The sequence below is a fragment of the Pseudotenacibaculum haliotis genome (assembly GCF_042684245.1).
GTDB lineage: Bacteria > Bacteroidota > Bacteroidia > Flavobacteriales > Flavobacteriaceae > Polaribacter > Polaribacter haliotis_A.
The window spans coordinates 218,586-237,130 of sequence record NZ_JBHULH010000001.1 but is presented as its reverse complement, the minus strand read 5'-3'; the positions used below and the strand labels follow the sequence as shown (position 1 = coordinate 237,130).

Sequence of the window (18,545 nt, the reverse complement as noted above, 5' to 3'; positions counted from 1 at the left end):
TATGAACCAATCCAACAAATCTTATAGAACCGCTTTTATCTTTTTAACCTCTCTCTTCTTTCTGTGGGGATTCATTACTGTTTTAGTAGATTCATTAATCCCTAGAATCAGAGAGCTGTTTACCTTGACATACTTTCAAGCTGGTTTGGTACAATTTGCTTTTTTTGGTGCTTACTTTGTTCTTTCAATTCCAGCAGGATTGATCTTATCTAAAATAGGTTATAAAAAAGGAATTGTTCTAGGTCTAACCACGATGGCTATTGGATGTTTGTTATTCTATCCGGCAGCATCCTATAGAGAGTTCAGTATTTTCATGCTGGCTTATTTTGTACTTGCGGGCGGAATGACCATTTTGCAAGTGGCAGCCAATCCATATGTAGCAGCTTTGGGTTCTGAAGAAGGAGCGTCTAGTAGATTGAATCTATCTCAGGCATTTAACTCACTGGGAACAGCCATTGCCCCTGCAGTCGGAGCAATGTTGATCTTGAGTGATAAGGTTAAATCTACAGAAGAAATAGAAGCCCTGTCTGAGACAGCAAAAGAAACTTATTTAACAAGTGAAGCTGCAGCCGTTCAATCACCTTTTTTAGGAATAGCAGGCTTTATTATTGTCTTAGCACTAGTGTTTGTATTTGTAAAACTGCCTAAAATATTACAAAAAGCGCCAAAGGAAGGATATGCTCAATTATTGAGAAACCGATCTTTGATGATGGGTGCTTTTGGAATTTTTGTCTACGTAGGAGCCGAGGTAGCTATAGGAAGTTATTTGGTTAACTATTTTGATAAGATGGGACTTGCTGATATGATCAAGAACAGCGATTTTATGAGAAGTGTTTCTGAAACAGTTTTAGGTAAAAGCGTAGCAGATGTTAGCAACTTGGCAATTGTAGGAGCTTTTGTAACCTTCTATTGGAGTGGAGCCATGATAGGACGATTCATTGGAGCCTATCTGACAAAAGTATTAAAGCCAGCCAAAGTATTAAGTGCTTTTGCCATAGGAGCCTTATTAATGATTATCATATCTATGTCTACTACAGGATTTGTGGCTATGTGGAGTATCTTGGCTGTAGGATTGTTTAATTCCATTATGTTCCCAACCATCTTTACATTGGCAATTGACGGTTTAGATGAGCTAAAACCTCAAGCATCGGGTATTTTATGTACCATGATTGTAGGTGGAGCTATTATTCCTCCTTTGTATGGAAAATTGACAGATCACTTTGGATTTAAACTAGCATTCTTTTTAGTCATCCTCTGCTATGGATATATTTTCTTCTACGGAAAGCTGAAAACCAAAAAAGCTTAACTAATAAAAAGAGCGTTCAGAAAGTACCTGAACGCTCTTTATATAATCAACCTAATCAAAACTTAAATTTTCTACAACTATGAAAACATACTTCAAAGATAAGGGGTGATGTAAGATATTTTTTTTGAATAATAGGTGAGTAGTAGGTTTTCTTTCGTTGAAACAATACATTTTAAAGATGAATGGTATTTTACAGATCATGAAAAATCAATTCATGACAAATATCATTCTTTAAGCTTCTGATTAAAGCGAATTTTGTCATATAAATTTTAATTACATAGATATGAAGTTTGTACGATTTAGCTTTTCATTCCTACTTTTCACAATATTGATGAGCGCAAATGCTCAGGTAAAAGTAGACGCAGAATTACGCCCTCGATTTGAATATCGACACGGTTTTAAAACTCTTTTCCCAGACAATGCAGATCCGGCTGCTTTTATATCACAGCGTACACGCTTGAAATTGAACTATAAAGTAGAGAAGTACGATTTTTATATCAGCTTACAAGACATTAGAGTTTGGGGAGATGTTCCTCAGCTAGTTACAGCAGATAATAGCGGACTATCAATACATCAAGCTTGGGCAAAGATTCGTTTCGATAGTAATTTTGCATTAAAAATAGGACGTCAGGAGATTATCTATGACGATAGTAGATTCTTTGGAAACGTAGATTGGGCACAACAAGCACGTAGTCATGATGTAGCTCTTTTGCAATATAAAAAAGGAGCTGAAAGATTTGATATAGGTTTTGCTTTCAATCAAGACAATGAATCTCTAACAGGAACTACATTAACCACACCGGGAACCTATAAAGCATTTCAGTATGTATGGTACCACAAAGACTGGTCTAATTTCTCTGCTAGTTTCTTATTCTTAAATAATGGTTTGCAATTTATAGACGCTGCAAACTCGGATAATAATGAAACTAGATACAGTCAAACTTTAGGAAGTCATATGAAATATGGTAAGAAAAGACTAAAGTTTACAGGGAATTTCTATTACCAATTTGGAAGTGATGTGGCTGACAACGATTTGAATGCCTACTTATTAGGATTGGATCTTAGTTACAAAGCATCAGACAAGACCAAACTAGGTTTAGGTATTGAGATACAAAGTGGTAATGATAATGGAGCTCCATCCAATGGTAAAAACAAAGCTTTCTCACCTTTCTATGGAACCAATCACAAGTTTAACGGATTGATGGATTATTTCTTTGTTGGAAACCACTTTAACAATGTAGGATTACAAGACATTTATGTGAATTCAAACTTTAAGCTAAATGCGAAGTCGAATCTAGTAATTGCTTATCACAATTTCTCAGCACAGGCAGACTTAATGAACTCAAATAAAAAACAACTTGGAAGCGAATTGGATATGGTGTATTCTTACAAGATTCAAAAAGACCTTTTCCTAAAAGTTGGATACTCTCAATTATTCCCTTCTGAAGGAATGGAAATCCTGAAAGGAAACACCGACGGAAATACAAACAACTGGGGATGGGTTATGTTAGTAGTGAAGCCTACCATATTTAATGGTTCAAAATAATGCTAAAATAGCAACACCAAATTTTCAATAAATAAAAAGAGCATTCATTTTGAATGCTCTTTTTTATTAGTTTTAATGGAAACGTTCGTAAACCTCTCGTTCTAATGATTCCCGGAAATTCGGATGAGCAATAGAAATAAGCTCTTTAGCTCGCTGCTTTAAGCTTTTTCCAAAAAGATTAACTACTCCATACTCAGTAACAATATAATGTACATGAGCTCTTGTGGTAGTCACACTAGCTCCTCTCTTGAGGAAAGGAACAATCTTAGAAACTCCCTTTTGAGTTATAGAAGGCATAGCAATAATTGCTTTTCCTCCTTTAGATAAAGAAGCACCGCGAATAAAATCCATTTGACCTCCAACACCAGAATATTGATAAGTACCAATAGAATCTGCACAAACCTGTCCGGTAATATCAATTTCAATGGCACTGTTAATGGCTGTTACTTTAGGGTTTAGTTTAATAATAGAAGTATCATTTGTATACCCTGCTTCTTTAAAGTGTACCAAAGGATTGTCGTCAATAAAATTGTATAGTTTTTTTGAACCAACAGCAAAACACGTAACAATTTTACCTGTCTTTATTTCCTTTTCTTCTCCTGTGATCACACCTTTTTCTACTAAAGGTAAAATACCATCAGAGAACATCTCAGTATGGATTCCCAAGCGTTTATGATTTGTCAAGTTATGCAATACAGCATTAGGAATATTACCAATACCCATTTGCAAAGTAGCGCCATCTTCAATTAAACCGGAAACGTGCTCTCCAATCTGATTCTCTATTTCAGAAGGAGTTCCTAACTCCGAGATGTGTATTGGAGCATCAGCATTCACAGCAAAATCGATATTATTAATGTGAATAATCCCATCACCATGTGTTCTAGGAACATGAGAATTTATTTGAGCAATTACTGTTTTGGCTGTTTGAATAGCAGGAAGTGTAATATCTACGGAAGTTCCTAGCGAACAATACCCATGTCTATCCGGAGGAGAAACTTGTATAAAAGCTACATCTAAAGGAAGAATAGCTCTTCTGAAAAGTAGATGAATCTCGCTCAAAAAGATAGGCACGTAATCACCATTATTAGTGTTAACACCTTCTCTTACATTATTTCCAACAAAGCAGCTTACTAGTTTAAAAGAGTTGCTGTAAGGTTTTTGCATGTATTTGGCTTCTCCATGTGTGTGAACTTGGATGATCTCTACATTAGAAAGCTCTTGATATCTGTCACATAAAGAATTGATAAGTAAGTTTGGAGTCATGGAGGCTCCCTGAAAAAAAATTCGATCATTTGATTTCACAATAGAAACAGCTTCCTCTGCCGTTACTATATTCATGTCTCTACGCATATTAAATTGGTTTTTGAAAGTGCAAAGGTTTAGGAAATCAACAATTCATACTATGACATATGTCATAGTATGGACCTATTATTCTAGAATGTTATGATTGTTTTTTTACAGGTGTTTTTAGGGGAAGTTTACTAAAGTTTGTTTGTCTAAAAATTTCCAGCAATTTTTATTGATACGATCAAAAGAATCGATAAGATCACAACCATATGAGGTAACTTCAGCTCCTCCGCCTCCTTTACCTCCTGTGTTCTTTATAACCACAGCTTGTTCTGAAGCCTTATTTACAGAGTCAATTAAGTTCCATGCTTTTTTATAAGACATATCCAAAGCTCTGGCTGCTTTGGAGAGAGAACCTGTATTTTGGATTGCTTTTAATAGTTTTATTCTTCCTTCACCCAGAAAGATTTTACCATCTATTTCTATCCATATCCTGCTTTTTATTTTGTACTCCATATCAATACTATTTCACCTCAAAGGTAGCAGTGACAGTAATCACAAACTATGACATTTGTCATAGCCTTATGCTTATTTATAATCAAAATAAATTAGCTGAAAATCACTTCTTTTTTTAATTCACTATATGGGTTTAGAGGCTTGAGAAATAGAGGGATATTTTCATTTCGTTGTTTCTTTAAAAACACAACGAATTGGTAATCTGCCGGTTATGACAATTATCATGTTTATTGTATGCAAATATTTTTTAATTTGATAAGACATTAATACCGAGATTACTATGCCCATAAAAAGTTACTTAGCTCACCCTCATGAAGGTAAAAAAAATGAGCTTATCAATAAGATCTCTGAGATTGAACAATGTGAAGTAATTCCTGCACAGAACAAAGATATTCTGGTGGTAGTTACTGAGACAGAATCTAAGCAAGAAGAAGAAATTTTAAAGCATAAACTAGAAACCATTGAAAGCTTAAAACTGTTGGCAATGGTTTCAGGATTTAATACACCTAAAAAAAACTAATATGTATACTTCAACAACAAACAGACGAAGCTTTATAAAAAAAATGGCAATGCTATCGGCTATGACAGCAGCCGCTACAATGTTTCCGGGAATCCTGTTTGCAAGCGAGCAAGAAAAAGGAATTCCTAAAGGAGGAAATTTAGATTGGAAAAAAGCACCTTGTAGATTTTGTGGAGTAGGTTGCGGTGTTTTGGTCGGTGTAGAAAACGGAAAAGCTGTAGCTGTAAAAGGAGATCCAAAATCTCCAGTAAACAAAGGATTGTGCTGCGTCAAAGGATATCACTCTGTGATGGCTATGTATGGTAAAGATCGTTTGAGAAAACCATTAGTAAAGAAGAATGGAAGATATGTAGAAACATCCATGAAAGAAGCGTTAGACCTCATTGCTTCTAAAATGAAAGAAACAATTAAAGACCATGGAAAAGATTCTGTATCCATTTACGGTTCCGGACAATGGACTATTCCAGACGGTTATGTAGCATCAAAACTATTTAAAGGATGTATAGGTACCAATAATGTAGAAGCAAATGCAAGACTGTGTATGGCAAGTGCCGTAACCGGATTTTTAACATCCTTCGGATTAGATGAGCCTATGGGATGCTATGAAGATATAGATCATGCCGATGTTTTTATCCTATGGGGAAACAATATGGCCGAAATGCACCCGGTGTTATTTTCAAGACTCTTAGATCAACGATTAAAGAGAGGCGCAAAAATTATTGACTTTGCTACAAGAACCACAAGAACCAGTACTGCGGCAGACAAATCGATTCTTTTCTTACCTCAAACAGATTTGGCAGTAGCCAATGCTATTTGTTATGAGATCATTAAAAACAATTGGGTCAATACCTCTTTTGTAGAGAAGCATTGTAACTTCAGCAAAGGTCTTACCAATATGGGATATGGCTTAGAAGACAATTATAAATTTAAAGACAAGCCCGAAAAGATCAGTTTCGAAGAATATAAAAAGTTCTTAGAAGATTATACACCGGAGAAAGTTGAGAAGATCTCCGGAGTTTCAGCAAAAGACATTAAATATATGGCATCTTTTTACGGAGATCCTAACAAAAAGGTGATGTCGCTTTGGTGTATGGGGATGAATCAGCATACTCGAGGAACCTGGATCAACAACCTTGTATATAATATCCACTTACTTACCGGTAAAATATCAACTCCGGGAAATAGTCCATTCTCTTTAACAGGGCAGCCTAGTGCCTGTGGAACAGTAAGAGAAGTAGGAACATTAACGCATAAACTACCTCATGGAGTTGTTATGAACAAAAAACATAGGGAGTTTGCTGCGAAGATATGGGATGTACCGGTAGAGAACATTCCTTCAAAACCTACCTATCATACAGTGGAAATGTTTAGAGCCTTAGATAGAGGAGATATTCGTTTCATGTGGATTCAAGTTACCAACCCGATGGTTACAATGCCTAAACTAAAACGCTATAGGGATGGAGCCAAAAAAGAAGGACGTTTTATTGTTGTTTCAGATATTTACCCAACACCTACTACAGATATTGCAGATGTCATTTTACCTTCTGCGATGTGGGTAGAGAGAGAAGGAATGTATGGAAACTCAGAGCGTAGAACACAATACTTTGAGCAAATGGTAGAGCCACCTGGAGAAGCTATGAGTGATACTTGGCAAATAGTTGAGGTAGCTAAACGATTGGGATATGAAAAACAATTCTACTACAATGAAGAAACTCATGTAGAGGAGATTTACACAGAGTACCGTAAACATCACGATAATAAAAAACATAATATGGCTCCACTACAAGTCTTGAAAGAGAATTCTGGAATGCAGTGGCCTTATGTAGACGGAAAGCCAACCAAATGGCGTTTCAATTCAAAATACGATCCGGCATGTAGTAATGGAGAAGAGTTCCATTTCTATGGAAAACCAGATGGAAAGGCTATCATTTGGCAACGACCTTATGAGCCTGCAGCAGAAGTACCGGACGCAGAGTACCCGTATTGGTTAAATACAGGACGTGTAGTTGAGCATTGGCATACAGGATCGATGACCAGACGTATTCCGGTTTTGCATAAATCTATGCCACATGCTTATGTTGAACTTAACCCGGGAGATGCAAAACGATTGCAGATCAAAAACGGAGATAAAGTAAAATTGACAACACGACGTGGTGAAATTGTATTACCTGCATCTATCAATCAAAGAGGAGTGCCGGCACCAATGCAAGTGTTTGTTCCTTTCTTTGATGAGAACATGTTGATCAATGATATCACATTAGATTCTTTTTGTCCAATCTCTAAAGAGCCGGATTATAAAAAATGTGCTGTTAACATTCAAAAAGTATAGGTTATGAGAAAACGATTAGGTATCATCTCTCTTTTTGTGATTCTATTTGTTGGATTCATTACCATCTGGAATTACAGTTACTATGAAGGGCAAGAAGAGGCATATATTCCTATAGAGAATAATAGACCTGTACCTTTGATCCCTTCTGAAACAGGAGTTTTTCAGCGCTCTGAGTTTGCCTTGGATTATGCCAAGATGCCAGTTGATGAAAATCATCAAAGAACTTTATACGAATATTATAAGAACAGAGCATATCATGGTGCACCACCTATTATTCCTCATCCGGTAGCAGATGAAAAGAATATGGGAGGAAACAGCTGTTTAAAATGTCACCAAAACGGAGGCTTTACTGAAAAATACAAGGCCTATGCTCCGGTAACACCGCACCCGGAAATGGTAAACTGTAAACAATGTCATGTGAGCCAAAAAACTCAATCGATGTTTAAGGGAACCAATTTTAGAAGGATAGTAGTTCCTAAAGTAGGAGTAAATAACGCATTAGAAGGCAGTCCTCCAATCATTCCGCATCAATTACAGTTAAGAGAGAACTGTTTGGCTTGTCACGCAGGCCCAAGTGCTCCTAAAGAAATACGTGTAACACATCCGGAGCGAGTGAATTGCAGGCAGTGTCATGTGATGAATAATAAAGAGATAAAAGACATCGGAATTTTTATCAGAAAACCTCAAGCCAATGAATAAGTATAGTCTCATATATTTTCTTCTTTTCTCATTGCTGATTACTTCATGTAAAAAGCATAAAGAAGAATATCACAGTATTACTGATAAGATTGAAGCAGAGAGTAAGAACTATCACGGAGTTGATCTGTCATCTGAAACATTTTTTGGAGATTTTAAGATGATCAAGATATCCGAAGGAGAACATGCCTTCTTAATTCCAGAGAGAAAAGGAGAAATAAAGCTTTATGCATGTACAGAATGTCATACAAAGCCATTACCCAAAATGAAAGGGGAGGATGTAAAGAAAGCACATTGGAATATAGAAATAAAGCATGCCGGTAGTCAAACAATGAACTGTATTACCTGTCATAACAGTGATAATATGGATGAATTAACAAGTATTACCGGAAAGAGTATCGATTTTAATATGAGTTATAAACTATGTAGCCAATGCCATACAAAACAGTTTGATGATTGGAAAGGCGGAGCGCATGGAAAGAAAATAGGTGGTTGGGCTCCTCCAAGAGCTTCTCTGACATGTGTAAACTGTCACAACCCTCATAATCCTTCCTTTGAAAGCAAATGGCCGGCAAGGTTTAACACTCAGAAAATAGAAGAACGTAAATAGAAAGGCATGAGCAACAATACAAAAAAATGGTTTTCTCTAAACCTAGGTACAAGGCATAAAAAGAGCTCAGACTCTTGTGGTTGTGGTAAAACTAGCGGAGGGTGTAACTCTCACTCAGAACTTAGTGATCAAGAATTTTTTGATGCTGCAGTAAATGCTTCTATAGGAGAAGAAGTACACAAAGATGGTTTTGACCAAGTCTTTGATGTAAAAATGAACCGCAGAAATGCATTCAAAAAACTTACAGCTAGTTTGCTAATAGGTGCCGGAGCAGTAAGCACTTCTTGTAGTACGTTTGCAAGTGGCGAAAGCAAAGAAAAAGCTCAAATAGACTGGGAAGAGCAGTTCAAAGGGAACTATAAGTTAATGACCGATGAGGAAAAAGAAGCTACGGTAAACAGATTGGTTCGATCGTATCAGTTACGTACAGGAAAAACCATCAGTATGTCGTCTAAGAATGCACAAAAAGACGTGCTGTACGGCTATGCTTTTAATATTTCCAAATGTCAAGGATATATGGATTGTGTTACAGCCTGTGTAGAAGAAAACAATCAAGACAGAAACTCTCAAATGCAGTACATCAGAATCCATGAGATGAAAGATGGGAAAGGATTCAATTTTAATGAAGCCGATGATAACTATTATCATGAAGTACCTGCTGAAGGACATTTTTATATGGGAACCCAATGTTTTCATTGCGATAATCCTCCTTGTGTAGATGTTTGTCCGGTACAGGCAACATGGCGAGAAGATGATGGATTGGTAGTTATAGATTACGATTGGTGTGTAGGTTGTAGATATTGTATGGCAGCATGCCCTTACGATGGAAGACGCTTTAATTGGAGCAAACCCGAGGTTCCTGAAGAAGAGATGAACAAAAATCAACATTACCTTGGAAATCGAATGAGAAAGAAAGGAGTAATGGAGAAGTGTACATTTTGTGTGCAACGATCGAGAGAAGGTAAAAACCCGGCCTGTGTGGAAGCTTGCCCTACAGGAGCAAGAATTTTCGGGAATTTATTAGACCCCAATAGTACAATACGTTGGGTGTTGGAAAACAAAAAAGTATTTCGTTTAAAAGAAGATTTAGGTACAGAACCTAAATTCTGGTATTTCATGGACTAAATAGCATTCCGAATGAGAAGATTTAAAGTTTTTATAAGTTTAGTTAGAGATAGTTTAGATATTATAACCAAAGGTTCTAAACGATATCATCTATGGATGGGATTGTTAACATTGATCATGTTAATTGGAATGTATTGCTATTCAATTCAATTAGATCAAGGTTTAAGTGTTACCGGAATGACAGATAGAGTAAGTTGGGGATTGTATATTTCTAACTTTACATTCTTAGTGGGTGTAGCCGCAGCCGCTGTGATGTTGGTGATGCCTACTTATGTATTAAAAGATATAGATTTTAAGCAAGCAGTATTAATAGGTGAAGGATTGGCAGTAGCTGCCTTGATCATGTGTCTTGCATTTGTAGTTGCAGATATGGGAGGTCCTTCGGTTCTCTGGCATATGATTCCGGGAATAGGAGTGTTTAACTTTCCAAATTCTATGCTTACGTGGGATGTTATTGTATTGAATGGTTATCTGTTCTTAAATATTACCATTCCTTTTTATATCCTTTTCAGACATTATCAAGGAAAACCATCTAAAAAAAGCGTGTATATACCCGGAGCTTTATTGTCTGTTTTTTGGGCAGTAGGAATCCATTTAGTTACAGCTTTCTTATACCAAGGATTACAAGCACGACCGTTTTGGAACAATGCTTTATTAGGGCCAAGATTCTTAGCCTCTGCTTTTGCTGCAGGACCGGCTTTGATCATTTTAGTATTGGCTATTATCAGAGCGTTTACTGAGTTTAAAATTGAAGACAAAACCATCAAGAAGATTGCGATGGTAGTAACGGTAGCCGCTCAGATTAATTTGATCATGTTAATTTCTGAGTTGTTTAAAGAGTTTTATGCTCCTACGCATCATAGTGAAAGTGCATACTACCTATTTTTTGGATTGGAAGGAAAAACAGCTTTGTTACCTTGGATTTGGACAGCCATTTCTTTAAATGTCTTAGCTACAGTGTTGCTCACGTTCCATAAGCTTAGAAACAATTTCAAAGTCTTGTTTTTTGCATGTTCTATACTATTTATAGCTATTTGGATAGAGAAAGGTTTTGGTTTGATCGTACCTGGATTTATACCGGGACCTTATGGTAAAATTGCAGAATACACTCCAACTGGTATTGAGATTGGTGTGACTTTAGGAATATGGGCCTTAGGAGCTTTTATATTTACAATGCTGGCAAAAACCGCTATAGGAATTGAAACTGGTAAGTTGAGGTATAAAAAATAACAACCTTAGATATAAAAAGAAACCCCGCCATATGGCGGGGTTTTATTTTATTTTCTCTTTTGTTGCTTAGCTTGCTGCTCTTGTGCTTGCTTCATTGCATCGTCCAAACGTTGTCTGAACTTACTCTTTTTCTTTTCAGGACGTTTCTTGTTCTCCTCAATTTGAGCAATGATCTTTTTCTCATCAATTACATAGTTCTTGATCACTAACATGATTGCGATCGTTAACAAGTTAGAGATAAAGTAATACAAACTCAAACTACTCGCGTAGTTGTTGAAGAAAATCAACATCATGATAGGAGAGAAGTAAATCATCCACTTCATCATCTTGGCCATATCAGGCATACCTTCTTGTGTAGGAGCCTGCATGTTCATTTGCTGACTTTGGTTCATTCTCATATAGAAGAAAATAGCAATAGAAGCTAAGATCGGGAACAAACTTACGTGGTTTCCATAACCCCAAATATCAAATGGTAATTGGTAGATTACATCATAAGAAGATAGATCGGTTGCCCATAAGAAGCTTTTTCCACGTAGATCTATATTAGATGGGAAGAACTTGAACAAAGCAAAGAAAATAGGCATTTGCAATAAGGCAGGAATACATCCTGACATCATACTTACACCGGCTTTTCGCTGGATAGCCATGGTTTCTTGCTGACGCTTCATTGCATTCTCTTTCCCTGGATATTTTTTATTCAATTCGTTCAATTCAGGACGAATTACTTTCATTTTCGCACTTGATAAATACGATTTGTATACCAATGGAGACATTAAGATACGAACTACAATAGTCATTAAGATAATGATCAATCCGTAGTTTCCTAGGAATCCTTGTAACATATCAAAAACAGGGATAAAGATCCATCTGTTAATAGTTCCGAAGATTCCCCAACCAAGGTCTACAATCTCACTTAAGTTACTTCCTTTGTAAGACTTTAATAGATTGTAGTCGTTAGGACCGTAGTACCACTTCATATTATAGTTCAACTCGCCACTGCTTAACTCTAACGGAGTTTTTAAAGCGTATGATTTTGTGAACAAAGAATCGATATCTTCACCTTTTTGATCAACAGAAGTTAATGTACTACCTTCAAAAGGCTTGTCTGTTAATAAGATAGAAGAGAAGAAGTGTTGCTTATAGGCTACCCAATTTACTTGTGGTAAAACCTCAGTATCATTAGCACTTAGATCATCTACACTACCATCAGATTTGTAGTGAAGACAAGAGTACATATTTTCTGTACGTTGACTTTTTTCCGTTCTGAATGCTTTTAAATCCCAATCTAAACTGATAGGGTTTGATGAATTGATCACAGAACTTAACCCTTGAGATCTTACAGCAAAATCAACCATATATTGATCAGGCTTCATCTCATAACGGTATTCCAAAAACTGAGTTTCAGAAACCATTAGCTTCATAGATAACACCTTGGTATCTCCATTCTCAGTCAAAGAAGGTGCAAAGAACAGATCTTTTGTGTTTAAGATTCTGTTATCTGTAGTTCCAAAATTGATATTGAAAGAAGCATTCTTATCTTTAATTAAGTACAAAGGAAGAGAGTCGTATGTGTTGAACTCTTTTAGTTGAGCCGATACAATTTGTCCCCCTTTGTTGTCAACAGTTAATTTTAAAACATTGTTCTCAATAACTGTTTCTCCTTCTTTACCGTTGATAGCGCTAAAAGCAAAAGCTCCTAATTTGTTTTGTAAAGCCGCATTTTTTAAAGAATCATTCTCAGAAGGATTCATTAAGTTGGTTGGAGTAGTAACTTTGGTAGTTTTTGTAGTATCTACAACTTTTTCGGTAGGAGATGTTGGATCTTCTGTAACTTCCGGTTGACTAGAGTTCATCCACCATAAAAAAATGGCTCCCAATAAAATCATTCCTATAAAGGATGTAAAATCAAATTTTTTTTGCTCCATATGTTTTTCGTGTCAGTTTGTCACATTTTCTAGAATCAGATTCTGGAAAATCGATGACAAATGTAGTAAAATAGACGTGTTTTTAGTGTTTCTGCTGTTGATTATTTAGTTAACTATGATAGTTCAAACAGTATTCCGTTTTAGTAACTTTCTAAACTGAACAGTATTTTTTCTGTAATATCTTCTATATGACCCATTCCATTAAAGTTTGTTACAGGAACAACTTACTAAAGGGAACTTTTAGGGAATTAGAGTTACTATATGAATTAATTCTTCGAGTGTGTCAAAGCAGCATTTACAAAACTTACAAACAACGGATGCGGATTCAATACAGTACTCTTGTATTCAGGATGGTATTGAACACCCACAAACCAAGGGTGAGTTGGAATTTCTACAATTTCTACCAATCCTGTTTTTGGGTTGATACCTGTAGTTTGCATTCCGGCAGCTTTGATCTGCTCTAAATATTCGTTGTTAAACTCGTAACGGTGTCTGTGTCGCTCACTAATCAATTCATTTTGGTAAGCGGCAAAAACCTTTGAGTCTTCTGTAATTTTGCAATCCCAAGCACCTAAACGCATGGTTCCACCTTTTTCAGTAACACTCTTTTGCTCTTCCATTAAACTAATTACCGGATGAGGAGTACTTTCATTCATTTCAGTTGAATTGGCTCCTTCTAAACCTAAAATATTTCTGGAAAACTCTATAACAGCCATTTGCATTCCTAAGCAGATACCAAAGAATGGAATATTGTTTTCTCTGGCATATTGTACAGCTTTGATCTTTCCTTCAATACCACGATCTCCAAAACCAGGAGCAACCAAGATACCGTTAAGACCTTCTAAATGTTCAGCAACATTATCAGGAGTTAATTCTTCAGAATGTATCCAACGAACCTTTACTTTAGATTCGTTTGTAGCACCTGCATGAATTAACGCTTCTGTAATAGACTTATAAGAATCGTGAAGCTCTACATATTTTCCGATCAACCCAATTTCTACTTGCGAAGTTGGATTTTTATGTTTCTTCAAGAATTGATTCCATGCCTCTAAATGAGGTTTCTGTTCTGAAGATAAGTTCAATTTGTTTAAAACAACTTGATCCAATCCTTCTTCAAACATCAAATTTGGAACGTCATATATTGTTTCTGCATCTATAGATTGTATTACATCCTCTTTCTTTACATTACAGAACAATGCTAATTTTCTTTTGATATTGTCTGAGATCTCATGCTCGGTTCTGCAAACCAAAATATCCGGACTTACACCACTTTGCATTAACATCTTTACAGAATGTTGTGTTGGCTTGGTTTTTAATTCTCCGGCTGCAGATAAGTAAGGAACTAAAGTTAAATGAATAACAATTGCATTCTCTTCACCCAATTCCCAAAGTAATTGACGAACAGATTCTACATAAGGTAATGATTCGATATCACCAACAGTTCCTCCAATCTCTGTAATTACAATATCGTAATCACCGGTATTTCCTAAGATTTGAATACGATGCTTGATCTCATCAGTAATATGTGGAATAACCTGAACGGTTTTTCCTAGGAACTCTCCTTTACGCTCTTTGTCAATAACAGATTGATAGATTCTTCCTGTTGTAACATTGTTTGCTTGAGAAGTAGGAATGTTTAAAAAACGTTCGTAATGTCCTAGATCAAGATCGGTTTCAGCACCATCATCAGTTACATAACATTCTCCATGTTCGTATGGATTTAAAGTTCCCGGATCAATATTAATATATGGATCTAGCTTCTGAATAGTGACAGAAAATCCTCTTTGTTGTAAAAGTTTTGCTAGTGATGCTGCAATAATTCCCTTTCCAAGGGATGAAGTTACGCCTCCTGTAACGAAAACGTATTTGGTGTTGTTCATGGTTTCCTTAGGTTTGAGCAAAAGTACTAACTCTAGATTTTCTCACAAATAAAAATCTTAAAAAAGCATCAACAGTTGCCTTAAAAACCCCTCAAAAAAAAATATTTTAAAATTTTTGAAAAATGTGTTTGTCAGAGATAAAAACAGTTGTATATTTGCCCACGCTTTTAGCAGACGGAATTTCAGCTAAATAATTAGATAAAGAATTAAGAATTACTTGAAATGAAAAGAACGTATCAACCATCTAAGAGAAAGAGAAGAAACAAGCACGGTTTCATGGAAAGAATGGCATCTGCTAATGGTAGAAAAGTGTTAGCTCGTAGAAGAGCCAAAGGAAGAAAGAAATTGTCTGTTTCATCTGAATCTAGACACAAGAAATAATGATTAACAATTGTTAATAATAAAGGTGTTACTTTTTTAAGTAACACCTTTTTTTATACCCATCCACGAATTATTTTTACAAACCGAAAGAAAACCACACAACAACATGCCTAAAAGAGAAGATCTTAAATCCATTTTAATTATCGGTTCAGGTCCTATTGTGATCGGACAAGCTTGCGAATTTGACTATTCAGGATCCCAGTCTTTACGTTCTTTAAGAGAAGACGGTATTGAAACGATCTTGATCAATTCCAATCCTGCGACGATCATGACTGATCCTTCTATGGCAGATCATGTTTACTTACTGCCACTAACCACAAAGTCTATTATCAAAATCTTAAAAGAGCATCCGCAGATCGACGCTGTACTGCCTACTATGGGAGGACAAACAGCTTTGAACTTATGTATTGAAGCAGATGAGAAAGGAATTTGGGACGATTTTGGTGTAAAACAAATTGGAGTTGACATCAACGCAATCAATATTACAGAAGATAGAGAGAAGTTTAGAGAACTAATGGGACAAATAGATGTTCCAATGGCACCTCAAGCAACTGCAACATCTTTCTTAAAAGGAAAAGAAATTGCACAAGAATTTGGTTTCCCGTTATGTATTAGAGCATCTTATACACTAGGAGGAGCAGGAGCAGCTATTGTTTATAACGAAGAAGATTTCGATAAAAACTTGCGTAGAGGTTTAGAGATCTCACCAATTCACGAGGTGATGATCGATAAAGCCATGATGGGATGGAAAGAATACGAATTAGAATTACTACGTGATAAGAATGATAATGTAGTTATTATCTGTTCTATTGAGAATATGGATCCAATGGGAATCCACACAGGAGATTCTATTACAGTAGCTCCAGCCATGACACTTTCTGATAAAACATATCAGAAAATGAGAGATATGGCAATAAAGATGATGCGTAGTATTGGTGATTTTGAAGGAGGATGTAACGTACAGTTTGCTGTAAGCCCTGATGAGAAGGAAGAGATCATTGCTATTGAGATCAACCCACGTGTATCAAGATCATCAGCATTGGCAAGTAAAGCTACCGGATATCCAATTGCAAAAGTAGCTACTAAATTAGCGATCGGATATACTTTAGATGAATTAGAAAATCAAATTACAAAATCTACTTCAGCTCTATTTGAGCCTACATTAGATTACGTGATCGTAAAAATACCACGTTGGAATTTTGATAAGTTTGAAGGAAGTGACCGTACTCTAGGATTACAGATGAAAGCTGTAGGAGAGGTAATGGGAATTGGACGTTCTTTCCAAGAAGCACTTCACAAAGCCACTCAATCTCTAGAGATCAAGAGAAATGGTTTAGGAGCAGATGGTAAAGGGTACAAAGACTACAATCAAATTATAGAAAAGTTAACTCATGCCTCTTGGGATCGTGTATTTGTAATTTACGATGCCATTGCTATGGGAATTCCATTAAGTCAAATCTACGATATCACTAAGATTGATATGTGGTATTTGAAACAATACGAAGAATTGTATCAATTAGAGAAAGAGATTTCTACTTACACAATTGATACGATTGATAAAGACTTATTACTAGAAGCAAAACAAAAAGGATACGGAGATCGTCAGATCGCACATATGTTAGGATGTTTAGAAAGTCAAGTTTACAATAAGCGTGACGAAATGAATATCCAAAGAGTTTACAAATTGGTAGATACTTGTGCTGCAGAATTCACCGCTAAAACACCTTATTACTATTCAACATTTGAAAATGCAATAGAAACGAAAGATGGAGAAGTAATCACAGCAAATGAAAGTGTTGTATCTGATAAGAAAAAGATCATTGTTCTAGGTTCCGGACCTAACAGGATTGGACAAGGAATCGAGTTTGACTACTGTTGTGTACACGGAGTGTTAGCAGCTGCAGAATGTGGTTATGAGACCATCATGATCAACTGTAACCCTGAAACAGTATCTACAGATTTTGACACAGCCGACAAGTTATACTTTGAGCCTGTTTTCTGGGAGCATATCTATGATATTATCCGTCATGAAAAACCGGAAGGAGTTATTGTTCAGTTAGGAGGACAAACTGCTTTGAAGCTTGCCGAAAAGTTAGATCGTTACGGAATCAAGATCATTGGAACAAGCTTTGAATCATTAGATTTAGCAGAAGACAGAGGAAGTTTCTCTACTCTATTAAAAGAAAATGATATTCCTTACCCACGATTTGGAGTGGCAGAGTCAGCTGATGAAGCTTTGGCTTTGGCAGACGAACTAGATTTCCCAATCTTAGTAAGACCTTCATATGTATTAGGAGGACAAGGAATGAAGATTGTAATTAACAAAGAAGACTTAGTAGAACACGTAGTTGACTTGTTGAGAAAGATTCCTAACAACAAATTATTATTAGATCACTATTTAGATGGGGCCATTGAAGCAGAGGCAGATGCAATCTGTGATGCGGATGGAAATGTATATATCATTGGAATCATGGAGCACATTGAACCATGTGGAATTCACTCCGGAGATTCAAATGCAACATTGCCACCATTTAATTTAGGAAAACTGGTAATGCATCAGATAAAAGATCATACACGTACCATTGCAAAAGCTTTGAATACTGTAGGATTGATCAATATTCAGTTTGCTGTTAAAGACGATGTAGTATACATTATTGAGGCTAACCCAAGAGCATCCAGAACCGTTCCGTTTATTGCAAAAGCTTATAGAGAGCCTTATGTAAATTATGCAACAAAGGTAATGTTAGGAGAGAAGAAGGTTACAGACTTCGAATTTAATCCATACAAAAAAGGATTTGCAATTAAGCAACCTGTGTTCTCATTCAATAAGTTCCCAAATGTAGACAAAACATTAGGGCCTGAAATGAAATCTACAGGAGAGAGTATCTTATTTATAGATAACTTAAGAGATGATGAATTTTATGATCTCTACTCGAAACGAAAAATGTACTTAAGTAAATAAACAAAAGGCTCCCAAAATGGGAGCCTTTTTTATGTTTAGAAGGGTTTTATCTTTTAAAAAAGCATTCCGCTTAAGCCCTTTTTTTCCCTTTTAAAGGTTTTTTTTCCCTATTAGAGAAAAATTTTTTCACACTGAAAGGTATCAAGTTACATTTACAATGTAATTGTCAAATTGCTGATATCAAATATGTTACCTCCTACTTAAAAAGGTTGAAGTGAAAATATTTGCTTAA

14 protein-coding genes are annotated in these 18,545 nt (G+C 36.0%); 10 read left to right on the top strand and 4 right to left on the bottom strand.

Going from position 1 to position 18,545, the window contains the following annotated elements; translation table 11 throughout:
- The first annotated feature begins 1 nt into the window (after position 1).
- Both ACFSRZ_RS01125 and ACFSRZ_RS01120 read left to right on the top strand, forming a co-directional pair.
- Positions 2–1,306 carry a sugar MFS transporter gene (locus ACFSRZ_RS01125; RefSeq protein ID WP_379664674.1) on the top strand — a complete coding sequence of 435 codons (1,305 nt, stop codon included), beginning with the start codon at positions 2–4 and terminating at the stop codon, positions 1,304–1,306.
- A gap of 283 nt (positions 1,307–1,589) precedes the next feature.
- Positions 1,590–2,852 (top strand): alginate export family protein, encoded by a 1,263-nt coding sequence (locus ACFSRZ_RS01120; RefSeq protein ID WP_379664673.1) that lies wholly within the window; start codon positions 1,590–1,592, stop codon positions 2,850–2,852.
- 72 nt (positions 2,853–2,924) lie between these two features.
- On the opposite strand, the gene ACFSRZ_RS01115 is transcribed toward ACFSRZ_RS01120, so the two are convergent.
- Both ACFSRZ_RS01115 and ACFSRZ_RS01110 read right to left on the bottom strand, forming a co-directional pair.
- Positions 2,925–4,202 (bottom strand): acetyl-CoA hydrolase/transferase family protein, encoded by a 1,278-nt coding sequence (locus ACFSRZ_RS01115; protein WP_379664672.1) that lies wholly within the window; start codon positions 4,200–4,202, stop codon positions 2,925–2,927.
- Positions 4,203–4,319: 117 nt separating this feature from the next.
- Positions 4,320–4,655, bottom strand: coding sequence for a winged helix-turn-helix domain-containing protein (locus tag ACFSRZ_RS01110; RefSeq protein WP_379664671.1), 336 nt, complete (start codon positions 4,653–4,655; stop codon positions 4,320–4,322).
- A gap of 280 nt (positions 4,656–4,935) precedes the next feature.
- Here ACFSRZ_RS01110 and ACFSRZ_RS01105 point away from each other — a divergent pair, with 280 nt between their 5' ends.
- Genes ACFSRZ_RS01105 through dsrP form a run of 6 tightly spaced genes read left to right on the top strand, consistent with a single transcriptional unit; the run spans position 4,936 to position 11,165 of the window.
- Positions 4,936–5,175 (top strand): hypothetical protein, encoded by a 240-nt coding sequence (locus ACFSRZ_RS01105; RefSeq protein WP_379664670.1) that lies wholly within the window; start codon positions 4,936–4,938, stop codon positions 5,173–5,175.
- Positions 5,176–5,218: 43 nt separating this feature from the next.
- Entirely contained in the window at positions 5,219–7,504 is a 2,286-nt protein-coding gene (locus ACFSRZ_RS01100; RefSeq protein ID WP_379664669.1) for a molybdopterin-dependent oxidoreductase, read from the top strand.
- A 3-nt stretch (positions 7,505–7,507) separates the two neighbouring features.
- Complete coding sequence (locus ACFSRZ_RS01095; RefSeq protein WP_379664668.1) at positions 7,508–8,203, top strand: nitrate reductase cytochrome c-type subunit; 696 nt, start codon at positions 7,508–7,510, stop codon at positions 8,201–8,203.
- Positions 8,196–8,810 carry a cytochrome C gene (locus tag ACFSRZ_RS01090; protein WP_379664667.1) on the top strand — a complete coding sequence of 205 codons (615 nt, stop codon included), beginning with the start codon at positions 8,196–8,198 and terminating at the stop codon, positions 8,808–8,810. Before ACFSRZ_RS01095 ends, ACFSRZ_RS01090 begins: the two co-directional genes overlap by 8 nt.
- 6 nt (positions 8,811–8,816) lie before the next feature.
- Positions 8,817–9,935: a 4Fe-4S dicluster domain-containing protein gene (locus ACFSRZ_RS01085; RefSeq protein ID WP_379664666.1), complete on the top strand. Its 1,119-nt coding sequence runs from the start codon at positions 8,817–8,819 to the stop codon at positions 9,933–9,935.
- A 12-nt stretch (positions 9,936–9,947) separates the two neighbouring features.
- Positions 9,948–11,165 carry a sulfate reduction electron transfer complex DsrMKJOP subunit DsrP gene (dsrP, locus tag ACFSRZ_RS01080; protein ID WP_379664665.1) on the top strand — a complete coding sequence of 406 codons (1,218 nt, stop codon included), beginning with the start codon at positions 9,948–9,950 and terminating at the stop codon, positions 11,163–11,165.
- 47 nt (positions 11,166–11,212) lie between these two features.
- Here dsrP and yidC read toward each other — a convergent pair whose 3' ends face one another.
- Together yidC and ACFSRZ_RS01070 are read right to left on the bottom strand one after the other, a co-directional pair.
- A complete protein-coding gene (yidC, locus tag ACFSRZ_RS01075) occupies positions 11,213–13,090 on the bottom strand; it encodes a membrane protein insertase YidC (RefSeq protein WP_379664664.1) in 1,878 nt (625 codons plus the stop codon).
- 266 nt (positions 13,091–13,356) lie between these two features.
- Complete coding sequence (locus ACFSRZ_RS01070; protein WP_379664663.1) at positions 13,357–14,970, bottom strand: CTP synthase; 1,614 nt, start codon at positions 14,968–14,970, stop codon at positions 13,357–13,359.
- Between the two features lie 222 nt (positions 14,971–15,192).
- Between ACFSRZ_RS01070 and rpmH the strand changes: the two genes are divergently transcribed.
- Together rpmH and carB are read left to right on the top strand one after the other, a co-directional pair.
- Positions 15,193–15,351 carry a 50S ribosomal protein L34 gene (gene rpmH / locus ACFSRZ_RS01065; RefSeq protein ID WP_349554834.1) on the top strand — a complete coding sequence of 53 codons (159 nt, stop codon included), beginning with the start codon at positions 15,193–15,195 and terminating at the stop codon, positions 15,349–15,351.
- A gap of 106 nt (positions 15,352–15,457) precedes the next feature.
- Positions 15,458–18,313: a carbamoyl-phosphate synthase large subunit gene (carB, locus tag ACFSRZ_RS01060; protein ID WP_379664662.1), complete on the top strand. Its 2,856-nt coding sequence runs from the start codon at positions 15,458–15,460 to the stop codon at positions 18,311–18,313.
- Positions 18,314–18,545: the final 232 nt, after the last annotated feature.